The 13,016-nt window shown below is 56.1% G+C and carries 16 protein-coding genes; 9 read left to right on the top strand and 7 right to left on the bottom strand.

Features of this window, described 5'->3' with window-relative positions:
- Positions 1–2: 2 nt before the first annotated feature.
- The 4 genes from B3M52_RS07790 to B3M52_RS07775 all read right to left on the bottom strand — a co-directional run bounded on the left by B3M52_RS07790 (position 3) and on the right by B3M52_RS07775 (position 3,904).
- The gene (locus tag B3M52_RS07790) at positions 3–752 is read right to left on the bottom strand and encodes a TVP38/TMEM64 family protein (RefSeq protein WP_083637138.1); all 750 of its coding nucleotides are present in this window, start codon (positions 750–752) and stop codon (positions 3–5) included.
- Positions 730–915 (bottom strand): hypothetical protein, encoded by a 186-nt coding sequence (locus B3M52_RS07785; RefSeq protein ID WP_075194539.1) that lies wholly within the window; start codon positions 913–915, stop codon positions 730–732. Before B3M52_RS07785 ends, B3M52_RS07790 begins: the two co-directional genes overlap by 23 nt.
- A gap of 31 nt (positions 916–946) precedes the next feature.
- Positions 947–3,433 carry a heavy metal translocating P-type ATPase gene (locus B3M52_RS07780; RefSeq protein WP_075194538.1) on the bottom strand — a complete coding sequence of 829 codons (2,487 nt, stop codon included), beginning with the start codon at positions 3,431–3,433 and terminating at the stop codon, positions 947–949.
- 69 nt (positions 3,434–3,502) lie between these two features.
- Positions 3,503–3,904 carry a MerR family transcriptional regulator gene (locus B3M52_RS07775; protein ID WP_036206275.1) on the bottom strand — a complete coding sequence of 134 codons (402 nt, stop codon included), beginning with the start codon at positions 3,902–3,904 and terminating at the stop codon, positions 3,503–3,505.
- Between the two features lie 165 nt (positions 3,905–4,069).
- Between B3M52_RS07775 and B3M52_RS07770 the strand changes: the two genes are divergently transcribed.
- Positions 4,070–4,291: a hypothetical protein gene (locus B3M52_RS07770; protein WP_036206272.1), complete on the top strand. Its 222-nt coding sequence runs from the start codon at positions 4,070–4,072 to the stop codon at positions 4,289–4,291.
- Positions 4,291–5,850: a multicopper oxidase family protein gene (locus B3M52_RS07765; protein WP_075194537.1), complete on the top strand. Its 1,560-nt coding sequence runs from the start codon at positions 4,291–4,293 to the stop codon at positions 5,848–5,850. Before B3M52_RS07770 ends, B3M52_RS07765 begins: the two co-directional genes overlap by 1 nt.
- A 34-nt stretch (positions 5,851–5,884) precedes the next feature.
- Here the strand turns inward: B3M52_RS07765 and B3M52_RS07760 are convergent, their stop codons facing one another.
- Positions 5,885–6,511, bottom strand: coding sequence for a hypothetical protein (locus B3M52_RS07760; RefSeq protein WP_218618563.1), 627 nt, complete (start codon positions 6,509–6,511; stop codon positions 5,885–5,887).
- 3 nt (positions 6,512–6,514) lie between these two features.
- On the opposite strand from B3M52_RS07760, the gene B3M52_RS07755 reads away from it, so the two are divergent.
- The 5 genes from B3M52_RS07755 (at position 6,515) to B3M52_RS07735 (ending at position 9,214) form a co-directional block, all read left to right on the top strand.
- On the top strand, positions 6,515–6,892 hold the full coding sequence (locus B3M52_RS07755; RefSeq protein WP_075194535.1) for a hypothetical protein: 378 nt from the start codon (positions 6,515–6,517) through the stop codon (positions 6,890–6,892).
- Positions 6,893–6,957: 65 nt separating this feature from the next.
- Positions 6,958–7,332: a hypothetical protein gene (locus B3M52_RS07750; protein WP_256713509.1), complete on the top strand. Its 375-nt coding sequence runs from the start codon at positions 6,958–6,960 to the stop codon at positions 7,330–7,332.
- 83 nt (positions 7,333–7,415) lie between these two features.
- The gene (locus B3M52_RS07745; protein WP_083637137.1) at positions 7,416–7,928 is read left to right on the top strand and encodes a DUF411 domain-containing protein; all 513 of its coding nucleotides are present in this window, start codon (positions 7,416–7,418) and stop codon (positions 7,926–7,928) included.
- 10 nt (positions 7,929–7,938) lie between these two features.
- The gene (locus B3M52_RS07740) at positions 7,939–8,793 is read left to right on the top strand and encodes a WD40/YVTN/BNR-like repeat-containing protein (protein WP_075194533.1); all 855 of its coding nucleotides are present in this window, start codon (positions 7,939–7,941) and stop codon (positions 8,791–8,793) included.
- Entirely contained in the window at positions 8,786–9,214 is a 429-nt protein-coding gene (locus tag B3M52_RS07735; protein WP_075194532.1) for a c-type cytochrome, read from the top strand. Before B3M52_RS07740 ends, B3M52_RS07735 begins: the two co-directional genes overlap by 8 nt.
- A 64-nt stretch (positions 9,215–9,278) precedes the next feature.
- On the opposite strand, the gene B3M52_RS07730 is transcribed toward B3M52_RS07735, so the two are convergent.
- Both B3M52_RS07730 and B3M52_RS07725 read right to left on the bottom strand, forming a co-directional pair.
- The gene (locus tag B3M52_RS07730; protein ID WP_371915650.1) at positions 9,279–10,991 is read right to left on the bottom strand and encodes a SulP family inorganic anion transporter; all 1,713 of its coding nucleotides are present in this window, start codon (positions 10,989–10,991) and stop codon (positions 9,279–9,281) included.
- Positions 10,992–11,066: 75 nt separating this feature from the next.
- A complete protein-coding gene (locus B3M52_RS07725) occupies positions 11,067–11,933 on the bottom strand; it encodes an MBL fold metallo-hydrolase (protein ID WP_075194530.1) in 867 nt (288 codons plus the stop codon).
- A gap of 294 nt (positions 11,934–12,227) precedes the next feature.
- Here B3M52_RS07725 and B3M52_RS07720 point away from each other — a divergent pair, with 294 nt between their 5' ends.
- Complete coding sequence (locus B3M52_RS07720; protein WP_323808209.1) at positions 12,228–12,584, top strand: YeeE/YedE family protein; 357 nt, start codon at positions 12,228–12,230, stop codon at positions 12,582–12,584.
- Positions 12,581–12,982 (top strand): DUF6691 family protein, encoded by a 402-nt coding sequence (locus B3M52_RS07715; RefSeq protein WP_062372443.1) that lies wholly within the window; start codon positions 12,581–12,583, stop codon positions 12,980–12,982. Before B3M52_RS07720 ends, B3M52_RS07715 begins: the two co-directional genes overlap by 4 nt.
- The last annotated feature ends 34 nt before the right edge of the window (positions 12,983–13,016 follow it).

Raw genomic sequence — 13,016 nt, 5'->3', positions numbered from 1 at the left:
TTTTACTGCTGGAACACGCTCTTTCGCCCCCGACGTCGGGCCAAAAGCAGCTTGGCAACAATCGGTAACAGGGTAATGCCACTGACCAGGATCAGAAGCCCGGTCACCACCCCGGACTCAGATGCCATGAGCAAGCCACCAAACGCTGTGATCAAATACGCTGTCGGAATAACACCGGCCAGAGTTGCGACCACGAATCGCCAGAACGCGATCGGTGTCAGGCCGGCTGCATAGCTGACGGCATCGAAGGAGATAAAGGGCACCAATCGCGACGCAAAAATGACAAGCATCAACCCGCCCTGGGAGCGGTCCTTGCCCAGCCAATTCAATACCGGACGTACCCGCCTCCAGCGATGGATAACGTCGTACCCCAAGGATCGAGCAATGGCGAAAGCGATCAGTGCGCCGGCCTCAGCACCGATAACCACGATCACTGTTCCCCATAGCGATCCATACACCGCACCGGCAACCATGGCGATCGGGGCGCTGGGGATCGGGCTCAGGACAATGGCCGTGATCATCAGGCCAATGATACCCACCGGCCCCCAATACCCCAGTTGGTCAATCCATTCCGACAAGGCCGCCTTGTTGGTCACGGCGGTCAATGCTCCGGTCTCCAGCATGACCCAATAGATCGCAGCCAGTGCAGCCAGCAAGAGCAGAACCCCGGCTACTTTTGCTTTTGCGTTCGGTCTAACTCCCATGCCTGCCATGGGTACCCGATGAAATTCATGCTTCAGGGTGGTAGTCATAATCTCCTCTGGCGTTCTTACTCGCGCGTCCAGAATCGTCCCTGTTTGTCGAAAACAGGTACTTGCCGAGGGCTGCGACGCCAAGTACCAGGGCGACGATGAGCAAAAGGGATATCAACCCCATTCCCGCCATTCCAAACATGCATGCCTCATTTGTCATCATGTCAATCTCCTGATTCTGTGTGCCAGGCCTCTTAGGAGACGCTGGCCTGTGCGGCTCCGCTTTCGCTGATATTGCTCGCCGCGGAGCCTCCGCTATTGGATTTGAACCGGCCCAGCCGGAGGGAATTGGTCACCACAAATACACTGGAAAGGCTCATAGCACCCGCAGCCAGCATGGGGTTGAGCAGGTAACCGGTAAACGGGAACAGAACACCTGCGGCTACGGGGATCAGTGCCAGATTGTATCCGTAGGCCCAGACAAAATTGCCGAGGATCGTTTTGCGGGTGCGCCGGGAGAGCGCTGCAGCATCCACGATGCCCCGGAGGTCGCCGCGCATCAGAACCACGTCGCCGGCCTCGATGGCAATGTCGGTACCGGTGCCGATGGCGATACCCACATCGGCTTGCGCCAGGGCCGGTGCGTCATTGATACCGTCACCCACAAAAGCAACCCGGGCACCTTCCTCTTGCAGGCGCTTCACTTCGGCCGCTTTCTGGTCCGGCAATACCTCCGCAAGTACCCGTTCGATGCCGGCTTGCCGCGCAATCGCCTCGGCGGTGGCGCGATTGTCACCGGTGAGCATGGCCACGCTGAGCCCTGATGACTTGAGCGCAGCAATCGCTTCCACCGAGCCGTTCTTGAGCGGATCGGCCACGGCAATCAGCGCGGCGAGGCGTCCGTCGACGGCAACATACAGCGGGGATTTGGCTTTTTCAGCAAGTGACACCGCATCGTCGGCGACGCTGGCCAGGTCGATACCGAGGCGGCGCATATAACGGTCCGCGCCCACATTGATCCGGCGTCCGGCCACCTGTGCCTGGATGCCGTAGCCCGGCTCCGCCTGGAATTCACTGATCGCGGGTAACGTGAGGCCCCGATCCCTTGCGCCCTTGACGATGGCTTCCCCGATGGGATGTTCACTTTCGGTCTCTACAGCCGCAACCCAGGCCAGGACCTCATCCTCGCGGCCTTCCACCAGTATGAAATCTGTCAGCTCAGGCTGGCCCCGAGTCAGGGTGCCGGTTTTATCGAGGACGATGGTGTCCATCCGAGACAGTGTCTCCAGGGCCGCGCCTTTGCGGAACAGCACGCCCATTTCGGCGCCCTTACCGGTTCCGACCATAATAGCTGTTGGCGTGGCCAGGCCCATCGCGCAGGGACAAGCAATCAGCAGCACACTGACCGTTGTCACGAAGGCAAAAGACAGTGCCGGGGCAGGCCCGAAGCTGAACCAGGTGATGAACGTCAGAATCGCGAGCACAATCACAATGGGAACGAAAATTCCCGCTATCTTGTCGGCCAGCGCCTGAATCGGGGGTTTATCAGCCTGAGCCGATTCCACCATTCTGATGATCTGTGCCAGAACGGTGTCCGCACCCACCCGGGTCGCCCGGAACGTCAGGGAACCGTTCTTGTTAATGGTTCCACCCACCAGCTCGGCGTCTTTCTGCTTGGCCACGGGAACGGGCTCGCCGCTGATCATGGACTCGTCCACGTAGGATTGGCCTTCTTCCACCACGCCATCAACAGGAACCCGTTCTCCCGGGCGCACCTGGATACGGTCACCAGGTACTACGGCTTCGATGGGCACTTCGACGACGTCCCCGTCCCGAATGACACGGGCGGTCTTCGCCTGCAGTTGCAGAAGTTTTTTGATTGCCTCCGACGTCCGGCCTTTGGCGACGTGCTCGAAGTAGCGTCCCAGCAGAATGAGCGTCACGATCACCGCCGCCGCCTCAAAATAGCTCTGAGCCGTGCCTGCAGGAAAGAAACCCGGAACGAATAATGCCGCCACCGAGTAGAAATACGCGGCACTGGTTCCGATCATGACCAGGCTGTTCATGCCGGGGCTGGCATGACGCAGTTCAACGTAACCGGAGCGGAAAAATCTAGCCCCAGCGTAAAACATTACGGGCGTGGTCAGCAGCCATTCCACGGCCATCCAACCGCGATGGGGCAGGAGGCTTGCATATAGAGCCTCCAGAGCAGGAATTATCTTGCCCATGGCAATCAGAACTACCGGGATAGTCAGAGCTGCAGCGAAGAGCACTTTCCGGCGGAGGTCGATGCCCTCCCTGTCCTGCTCTTCCGTTTCGCTACTGGCGTCCGGCTCCTGAGGCTCATATCCCGCATCGCGGATCGCCTGATGAATTTGCGGCACTGACAGGGTGTCAGACAGGAACTCCACAAACGCTTTCCGGGTAGTCAGATTGACACTGGCCTTAACCATGCCGGGTTGCTTGTTCAATGACTGCTCAATCCGGGATACGCAGGAGCCGCAGCTCATGCCGACGACCGGAATCTCAGCCGACTGTAGCCGTGGCTGGTAACCCGCCTCCTTAATCGAGTCGATTAGCATGGCCGGCGTGGTAGGCTGGTCAAATTCCACGGTGGCTTTTCCGGTCGCCAGATTCACCTGGGCTTCCGCAACGCCGGGCTCACCCATGAGCGCCTTTTCAATCCGCCCGACGCACGAAGCGCAAGACATTCCATCAACACGAATCTCTATTCGTTGCATACCCGTTTGGCTCCTCGGCACAGCTAACTCCGTGCCTTTAATCAGTTCATTCGCAGGCAACTGGCAGCGTCACCCTCGCTGGGCTATGGCTTCGACAATCGGGCAGCCGTCCATGGGTCCTTCACCGGAGCATTCCTCCAGGGTTTCCGACAGGACGGCCTCAATGCGGGACAGGCTCTGAATCTGATGCCGGATTTTTTCCAGTTGCTTCTTTGCAATTCGCTTGGCCTCGGCGCGGTCGCCATTGGCGTCCTGAAGCATCAGGAGTTCGCGAATCTCATCAAGGGTGAAACCCCATTGCTTGGCGTGGATGATGAATTGCAGCCTGGCGATCGCATCCTCGGGGTAACGACGATAATTCGATTGGGTTCGGGCAGGCTCTGGCATGAGATTTTCCCGCTCGTAAAAGCGAATGGCATGGCTGGCCACGCCGCTTTTTTCAGAGAGTTCGCCGATATTGAACGTTTTCATTCCTGCACCTCAAAACGAGTGGTCAATGACTTATCCTAACCATAACCTTAAAGTAAACTTTAAGGTCAAGGTATTTTTCATGCATTGTCAGATCGGGGGCGATGCACCAAACTGGGCCAAGGCCCCGCTTTAAATCAAGTGGGGCAAAAAGACGGAGACACTGTAATGAAGGTTTTTGAAAGGCTGGTTACGCTGATGATAGGACTTTTCCTGCCCCTTTTCGCATTCGCTGATGGGCCCGGGCGCATGGGAGAAGGCATGATGGGTGGCAACATGATGCAGGGCATGGGCGGTATGGGGCTATTCATGATGATGATAATGATTCTTCTGGTTGTGCTATTGATACTGGCGATTCTGGCACTGATCAAATACCTGAGGAACAAGTGATGAGCAGGGAAAAAAGTGTCCATAGGCGCACGGTCCTTCGGGCTGCGGCGGGCACCGGCGTCCTTCTCACGTTGTCGCCGGGACTTCTGCTTACCGGGTGTGATGGAGGGGTAAAAGCGGTTGAATCGGAAACGCTCGGCCTTGATTCCGATGAATACGATGTTGAACTGAATCTTCACGCCATGCCCGATTCGGTGCCCATTCTTCCGGGCGCCCCCAGTGAAGTGTGGCGCTATAGGGCGGAATTGCTGAAAGGCCCGCAAAACACAGTCACCGAAAACCCGGACAGTTACCTCGGCCCAACGATCCGGCTGCGCCACGGCCAGACCGTCAAAATCCATATTCACAATGAGCTGCCAGAGGACACCACCGTCCACTGGCACGGGCTTCATGTGCCTTCCGACGTAGACGGACAACCAAGACTTCCGATCCGCCCAGGCGAGACAATGACTGTAGGCTTTGAGGTACTGGACCGGGCCGGACTGTTCTGGTACCACTCCCATGCCCATGGCAAGCAGGGCGGTCGCGTGGGATTTCAGAGTTACGCGGGCCTGGCCGGGCTCCTGATCGTTGAAGATGAAGAGGAAGCGGGCCTCAAATTGCCGTCGGGCGATAACGAGCTGTTACTGGTGCTTCAGGACCGCACCTTTGCTGGTAACAATGAACTGGTTTACATGGGCGGTGGCATGGGGTCCATGATGGATCGTATGCACGGTTTTATCGGGGATAGAGTGCTGGCTAACGGGGCACCTCCAACCACCCGTAAGGTTGCCACCCGCCCATACAGAATTCGGGTTCTCAATGGGTCCAACGCCCGCATCTACAAACTGGCCTGGAGCGACGGGCGACCTGTCACCGTTATCGGTGCAGACGGCGGCCTTCTTCAGGAACCGGAAGACAGGCCTTACGCCGTGCTGGCTCCGGCTCAGCGGCTTGATATCTGGGTCGACCTTTCCGAGTTCCAGCCGGGTGATGCGCTGGAGCTTATCAGTGACCGTTTCCGGGCAGGCATGATGGGCGGAATGGGAATGATGGGCAGCAACGCCCTGCCCCTCGGCAGCCGATTCCCCCTGGCCAGGCTGGAGGTGGCCGAGTCAGTAGAGGCCAGCGAACCTTTACCGGCACAGCTAGGTGTGCAGCGGCAAAAAATACCGGTAAACCGCAATACGCGAATCCGGTCGTTCGAGTTAAGCCCGGTGATGATGCGGGGATTTGCCATAAATGGCCGGCGGTTTGACGGAACGAATGTCGCGGATGACGAAAAAGTCCGCCTTGGTGACACGGAAATCTGGGAATTCCACAACAGCACACCGATGCCTCACCCGATGCATATTCATGGCTTGCAGTTCAACGTTGTAGGGCGACGAGGCGGCAACTCGGACAGTCTACAGCAGGGCCTGGTAGACAGTGGCTGGCACGACACGGTTCTGGTCATGCCCCGTGAAACGGTTCAGGTGGCGATGAAATTCGAGCGCTTTGACGGCCTTTACATCTACCACTGTCATAACATGGAACATGAAGATGCAGGAATGATGCGCTATTTTCAGGTGCAAGGCTAAACGCCACGACATCCCTCTTAGCGCACACTCATTGTCAGAATGCTTTCGTCGAGCGTGAAGCATCCGAGACCCTGGACTGAGAAGCCACCGACTGGACATCACCAGCCTCGCCCGCCTGTTCAACTGCGGTCACCGAGCCTTTCTTGTCCTTGGATTTGTTCATGCACAACCCCAGGCCACACATGATCAGACATGGCAGGAGGAAGATCAATATAGGCGCGACCCCGAGCAGCACAAGCGTATCCCAGCCAAAAACCAGTCCGGCGGTGACACCAATGGCACCTAACACCCACCAGCGCCGTGGCCCTGTCAGCAATCCCATAAGCCCTCGTGAGCCGGTATCCTGGTTCGTCTTGCCCTTTTCGTCACAGTTCGATTTGTTACAGCAACTCATTGTAATTCCTCCCATTTTCCAGAACCGATCTCTGTCACTTAGGTTCACCGCTGTAGCGGCGAACAGCCTTGCAACCAGCGATTTCAAAAATAACGTTGAAGTAAAGTTTAAGGTCAAGCGTTTTGTAAAAAAACGGATAGGCCTTACTACGCGACTTTGAATTTCCAGAAAGTAATGGCATTGGCATAAAAAACTGCTAGGATCTGGTGAACGATGTGGCGAAGATTGTGTCACAGCGTTCAAGATCGATAACTTGGTGCCCGACATTAAATGACCATAACGACACGCCAGATTTTCTCGTTGTTGCTATCACTCATAATGGTGATAAGCACTCCGGCGTTGGCTGTTTCTGAAATGGCCGACGGTCAGATGGATGCGTCCATGATGAACTGCGGTTCCATGATGGCCGATGTGACCGGAACCAACGGATCTGCTTCTGATGACGTGGCCAGTTGTTTCACAGGTTCAGATATGGCCTGTGCGGCCGCCAGCGGGCTGAACAGCTGTGGCGTCAGTATCGGTCTTTTGCCAACAGGCCTTAGCGGCCTGATCGATACCGGCTCCCAGCCGGTATTCAGTGCCCGTGAGGGCAGCTACCAATCCCCTTACCTGGCCTTTATCACCCCCCCTCCAGAACCCCGCTCCTGAGTCTTAACCCGAATTTTTGCCCATTGCGGCAATGTCATTAATGTTAATTCTTACAAGTAAGCCTCGTGTTCACCGCTATTCGTCACGAGTCTTTAACTGGAGCAAATCAAATGCGCAATTCAAATATCAAGCTTTCGATTACAGCCGCCATTTTCGCCGGCAGTGTCGCGTTCTTCTCTGTTTTCGCCCACGCCGAAGGTAAAGTTGACAGCATAATGAACTCTGATTCCGGCGACAGCGGAATGATGTCCTCGAAAGATATGAAGGGAATGGATGGCATGAAGGGAATGAAGGGCATGGAAGGCATGGAAGGCATGATGTCCAACATGTCTGAAGAAGAACGCAAAGCCATGAAAAACATGAAAAAGGCCTGTATGAAGATGATGCAGAGCCATGGCAGCGATCACATGGACCGTGGCGAGAAGGATAAGGACGCTTAAGCCAACCAACACCCATTGCCCGGGGCAGCCAAGGCGACCCCGGGCCTTGCGCTGCCTGCTACCGAATCAAACCGAGGATTACCATGAAGATGAAAAAATCCGCCCTGTATACGGGTGTCGCCGCCATCGTTCTCGTTGCCGGCGCAACCACGCTGGCAATGCTGGCCGATGAGTCTGCCGAGCCGTCAGCCGCAGTCGCGTCCACTGCAGAGGCTGGCACAGACATCACCGTCTACAAGAGCCCCAATTGCAGTTGCTGTCAGTCCTGGGCTGAGCATCTTGCGGCCAATGGCTTTGACACCAACATTGTTGAAACCGACAACCTTAGTGAGGTCAAACAAAAGTATGGGGTGCCCCGTGAAATGGCGTCCTGCCACACCGCGTTGATCGGTGATGTGGTGATCGAGGGGCATGTACCGGCGGATGATATTGTCGCCTACCTTGAAAAACCACAGTTCAATACCGTAGGACTTTCTGTGCCCGGGATGGTCCAGGGCAGTCCCGGTATGGAAACTGGCCGCAAGCAGGACTACAAGGTCATAGCCTTCAGTGCCAACGGACAGCAGAGTGTGTTCCGCGAATATACGGATTACTGAGGTTAGCGCCATGAATGCGTTCATTTATCGCCTGAAGTCCGCGCTCTCGTGTTTTGTCCTGGTCGCTCTGGCTGCTGTCATACCGGCACTGGCTCAAGCCCAGCCTGAGCTTGGTGGCCAGCCAGTGAAGGCATTGACGAGCAACTCATCAGGCGCCCTTCTCGTACTGCGGGATAGCGGCCTGTTCGCCATTGATGGCCACGCTGCCACCGAGATTCCCCTGCCGCCATCTGATTCGGGTGCTCAGCCCACGTCTCTGGCAAAGGGAGCGGACGGCACCACCTACCTCGCCGGTCCGGGCCTGGGCGTATGGCGTTACAACAGCGCCAATGAAAGCTGGCAATCCCTCAACAACACATTGCCAGATCTCGAAGTTACTGCCATTGCGGCTCACGCCACCCAGCCGGAAACCGTTTACGCCTACCTTGGCGAGAAGGGTATGTTCCGGTCCAGGGACGGCGGCGCCGAATGGGCCAAAGTCGATGCGGGTCCGCAAGAGCCGGTGCAGGCATTCCTGCACTCGGACATGCCCGGCAGCATGGAGAGTGGCTGGCTTTTCGCCGGCACGACGCGCGGCGTTGCCCGCTCCATGGACTGTTTCTGCTTCTGGGGCGATGCGGGAGATCTGCGAGGTACCGTGTCTGCCATCAGCTATGATCCCGCCGCTCCGGAAAACGTCTATGCAGTCGTCGAGGGACAACTCCATCACAGTACTGATGGCGGCGAAACCTGGGCAAGCGTCAAGACACCCGGAACCGTGACGGCGCTGACTTTCTCACCAGCTCATGGTTTCTTAACAGCCGTTGGGGGCGGCAACCTGTTTGCCTATGACGACGGCGGCGAATGGACGCCGGTGTATGAATAAGTGGATCGGCTTGCTGATTCTGCTCGTTGTGCCGACCGTTGCGATTGCTTCCGGCCAACCGGCGAGTACCGACCCTGCGCCCGCGAATGTGGCGCAGGGTCAACAAATTTATCAACAATACTGCGCCGCCTGCCATGGGCAGCAGGCTGAGGGCGCTGCCAACTGGAAAAAGCCGGATGAGAAGGGCGAAATGCCGGCACCGCCTCACGATGAAACCGGCCATACCTGGCGCCACAGCGACGCCATGCTGTTCAAGATGATCGCGAAGGGCTGGCGGCACCCCTTCAACAAAACCGATCGGCTGACCATGCCAGCGTTCGAAGACGCTCTCACTGAACAGGAAATTCAGTCAGTCATTGAGTACCTGAAAACGCTCTGGACCGATGAACAAAGAACGTACCAGGCGACAGAGAGCCAATAGCAGGAAAACTGGCCTCCATGCGTTAACAAGAGGCTCCTTCGTTCTGCACCATTTTGAACTTGCTTCAGGATAGACAGAGTGTTTTCCAGGCGTCATACGTGCTCAGGAAAACCTGCCCCGTGAGTTCCTCACAGAAATGAGTCCGCCGCAGACCGTCCATCACAGGGCCTTTCACCTCACACATGTGCAGGCGTATATCCATAGCCTTGAGCCGGCCATTTATTGCCTCCAGGCTCTCAAGTGCTGAAGCGTCAATGGCATTTACCGCCTGACAAGCCAGAACCAGATTCTTCATCTTCGGTTGTTGAGACGTCAGCGCCATGACGGTCTCTTCCAGATAGCGTGCGTTGGCGAAATAAAGACTTTCATCAACTCGCAGGACGACGGATTTCTCATCCGTTTCAACCGTGTGGCGCTCTACGTTTCTGAAATGCTCGGTACCCGGCACCCGGCCAACAATTGCACTGTGTGGACGACTGGTGCGATACAGATAAATCCCTATCGATAGACCCACACCGACCAGGATTCCGGCTTCGACGCCCTGAATCAGCGTAAGCACAATGGTTGCCAGCATCGCGGCGAAGTCCGCTTTTGAGTAATGAAAGGTGCGGCCAATGGCTTTTACGTCAATCAGAGTGCTCACTGCGATCATGATTGTGGCGGCCAGTGTCGCCTTTGGAAGAAAGGCGAGTATGCCGGTGAGTGAGAGCGTGGCAAGTGCAATCCCGACTGCGGTAAACATACCCGCAAGTGGCGTCCGGGCTCCGGCTTCAAAATTCACAACAGAGCGCGAAAAACCACCTGAGACCGGAGAGCCCCCGCTTACGCCTGAACCTATGTTCGCCAACCCCATCGCTATTAATTCAGAATTGGGGTCAATCCTCTGGCGCCTTTTAGCTGCAAGGGTCTGGGCAACGGACACTGATTCTACAAATCCAACCAAGCTGATCAGAACGGCTGCGGGGACCAGAGCTGCCCATATGCCGGGGTCCATGGAAGGTAAACGGATCTCCGGAAGCCCGCCTGGAACTTGCCCCACCAGATTGACTCCGGCACTCCCCAAGTTAAAGTGCCAGGCCGCTGCTGTTGTCACAATAACCGCTGACACGGGGGCGGCTTTCGCAACGATATCTGCCCCCCGGGGCGCCAGACCGAGCCCGACCAGTGCATTTTTCAGATATTGGCGACACAGAAACAGGTACAGGAGAGTGCCGGCTCCAATAGCAAACGTGATCAGGTTGAAAGAGCCAAACTGGCTGATCAGGTTTGCGCCCATTTCGATCAAATTGTGACCACCACCCTGTATACCGAGAATATGGCCAAGCTGACTGCCCGCAATAAGAATTCCGGAAGCGGTGACAAACCCAGAGATCACGGGGTGGCTCAGAAAATTTGCGATAAAACCAAGCCGCAAGACGCCCATGGCGAACAGAATCAGCCCCGACAGCGTAGCCAGTACAAGAGCGGCACCAACGTATTCGGGCGATCCTGTAACAGCAACGCCTCCTAACGCAGAGGCTGTCATCAGTGACGCCACTGCGACAGGACCAACAGCCAGCGTCGCACTGGTGCCGAATAAAGCGTAGACCACCAGCGGGATCATACTTGCATACAACCCAACTTCAGGCGGAAGCCCTGCCAACAGGGCGTAGGCCAGGGCCTGAGGAACAAGCATGAGTGTGACGATAACCGCCGCAAGGCCATCGCTTAGCAATGTATCTCCACGATAACCTTTCAGCCAATCAACAATTGGCAAATACGCCGCGATTCGCTTCACCGTCAACCTTCCACGGTCGTCAGAGTCTTCGCTCTAGTGGTTTCTCCAAACATTTGCGCCCTTCCAGACCTTTGTTTAAAACCGGTTTAGCGGAATTTTCAGGTACACCTGTCCGTTATCCTCGGAGGGGGGAAGGTGCCCCGCCCTCATGTTGACCTGAACGGCCGGTAGTATCAGTCGGGGCATTCCGAGCTTGGCGTCACGCTCTGAGCGAAAAACAACAAACTCGTCTTCACTGATATCGTTGCCCACATGGATGTTGCTGGAACGTTGCTCGGCGACGGTCGTCTCATGAATAAACTCATCGCGCCCCGCCGCTTTGTAGTCATGGCATAGGAAAACGCGGGTTTCTCCGGGAAGCGCCAGGACTTTCTGAATGGAGTGGTAAAGGGTATGGGCGTCGCCCCCTGGAAAATCGCAACGGGCGGTCCCGGCATCCGGCGCAAAGAGTGTGTCGCCGACGAAGGCTGCATCTCCGATGACGTACGTCAGGCAAGCCGGAGTATGTCCCGGCGTGTGAAGAACGCTCGCCTCAAGATTTCCGATCATGAACGTGTCGCCCTCCTTGAACAGACGGTCGAACTGGCTGCCATCCCGAGCGAAATCTGTTCCGGCATTGAAAGCTTTGCCAAACACCTCCTGAACGACAGCGATCTTTTCACCAATGCCTGTTTTTCCGCCGAGACGCTCATGGAGGTAGGGTGCAGCAGAGAGGTGGTCAGCGTGCACGTGGGTTTCCAAAACCCATTCCACACTCAGGTCATTGCTTTGAACGTACTCAATAATCTTGTCAGCGGAACGGACATCGGTCCGGCCCGCGGCATAGTCGAAATCCAGCACAGAATCGATGATCGCGCAGACCGAGCTATCAGGATCCTGAACGATGTAGCTGAATGTGTTTGTAGGCTCGTCAAAGAAATGCGTGACCAGCGGATGTTGCATGGCGTCACCCTCGTCGCAAAGAGAATTGATCAGATTTCAACGTATCAGGTTTTATGTTATAACGATAGCGTTAACAGCTATATTAAATAACTGAGATTATAGGTTGCAACAATCTCGTGGTATGTCTCCGTTAGGTGGAGACGACACACTGTCCACCGGGCAAATCGTGGCATTTGAAGAGGTATAGAAATGGACTGGAGCTCTTTTACTCAAGGTGCCTTCGGAGGTCTTTTAATAGGCTTGTCCGCAGTGATGCTTATGGTCACGTTGGGACGTATTGCAGGCATCAGTGGGATGGTATCAGGTCTGATCTTTGATCGGTTTACTGCGGAGTCTGCCTGGCGACTGGCGTTTGTGCTGGGCCTTGTCAGCGGGCCTCTGTTGTTGGTTGTCCTGAATGGCTCGCTTGGAAACGTGGCGGGCAATCCTGAGGCCGTGGTCGGCAACCCCATCGGTGGCGTGCCGCTGATGGTCTTGGCTGGCTTACTGGTGGGCGTGGGGTCTGGTATCGGCAACGGTTGCACCAGCGGACATGGTGTTTGTGGTATCGCCAGGCTATCCCCGAGATCCATACTGGCAACGTTGGTTTTCCTTTTAACGGGTGTTGTAACCGTTTACGTCGTCAGACTCATGACAGGACACTCTTTATGAAACTGATTTTTGGTTACCTGGCTGGTTTGTTGTTTGGCCTGGGTCTGGCTATTGGCGGTATGACTGACCCCCATCGTGTTCAGGGCTTTCTCGACGTCTTCGGTAACTGGGACCCAACGCTCATATTTGTGATGGGCGGAGCCGTGGTAACAACGTTTGTCGGCTACCAATTGGTGTTCCGTCGCCAGGGCCCTCTGTTCGCGGAAACGTTTATCGTGCCCACACGTCGTGATATTGATACCCGTTTATTGATTGGTGCGGCTGTGTTTGGGATAGGCTGGGGTCTATCAGGTTATTGTCCGGGCCCGGCCTTTGCGTCAATAAGTGGTATAACCTGGCCTCTCGTGGCGTTGTTGCTGTCGATGGTCGCTGGTTGGTGGCTGGCTCGCCGGGTCTGAGGTAGCGCAGCATAGTTTGTCTGCTGGGGTAAGA

The sequence above is a fragment of the Marinobacter sp. UBA2688 genome (genome assembly GCF_002352785.1).
GTDB lineage: Bacteria > Pseudomonadota > Gammaproteobacteria > Pseudomonadales > Oleiphilaceae > Marinobacter > Marinobacter salarius.
This window is presented reverse-complemented; position numbering and strand designations above follow the sequence as displayed.

Bases quoted from the DNA above. Each gene is read 5' to 3' on its own strand.
- B3M52_RS07790 (WP_083637138.1), bottom strand. From the start codon at position 752: ATGACTACCACCCTGAAGCATGAATTTCATCGGGTACCCATGGCAGGC.
- B3M52_RS07785 (WP_075194539.1), bottom strand. From the start codon at position 915: ATGATGACAAATGAGGCATGCATGTTTGGAATGGCGGGAATGGGGTTG.
- B3M52_RS07780 (WP_075194538.1), bottom strand. From the start codon at position 3,433: ATGCAACGAATAGAGATTCGTGTTGATGGAATGTCTTGCGCTTCGTGC.
- B3M52_RS07775 (WP_036206275.1), bottom strand. From the start codon at position 3,904: ATGAAAACGTTCAATATCGGCGAACTCTCTGAAAAAAGCGGCGTGGCC.
- B3M52_RS07770 (WP_036206272.1), top strand. From the start codon at position 4,070: ATGAAGGTTTTTGAAAGGCTGGTTACGCTGATGATAGGACTTTTCCTG.
- B3M52_RS07765 (WP_075194537.1), top strand. From the start codon at position 4,291: ATGAGCAGGGAAAAAAGTGTCCATAGGCGCACGGTCCTTCGGGCTGCG.
- B3M52_RS07760 (WP_218618563.1), bottom strand. From the start codon at position 6,511: ATGTCGGGCACCAAGTTATCGATCTTGAACGCTGTGACACAATCTTCG.
- B3M52_RS07755 (WP_075194535.1), top strand. From the start codon at position 6,515: ATGACCATAACGACACGCCAGATTTTCTCGTTGTTGCTATCACTCATA.
- B3M52_RS07745 (WP_083637137.1), top strand. From the start codon at position 7,416: ATGAAGATGAAAAAATCCGCCCTGTATACGGGTGTCGCCGCCATCGTT.
- B3M52_RS07740 (WP_075194533.1), top strand. From the start codon at position 7,939: ATGAATGCGTTCATTTATCGCCTGAAGTCCGCGCTCTCGTGTTTTGTC.
- B3M52_RS07735 (WP_075194532.1), top strand. From the start codon at position 8,786: ATGAATAAGTGGATCGGCTTGCTGATTCTGCTCGTTGTGCCGACCGTT.
- B3M52_RS07725 (WP_075194530.1), bottom strand. From the start codon at position 11,933: ATGCAACATCCGCTGGTCACGCATTTCTTTGACGAGCCTACAAACACA.
- B3M52_RS07720 (WP_323808209.1), top strand. From the start codon at position 12,228: ATGGTATCAGGTCTGATCTTTGATCGGTTTACTGCGGAGTCTGCCTGG.
- B3M52_RS07715 (WP_062372443.1), top strand. From the start codon at position 12,581: ATGAAACTGATTTTTGGTTACCTGGCTGGTTTGTTGTTTGGCCTGGGT.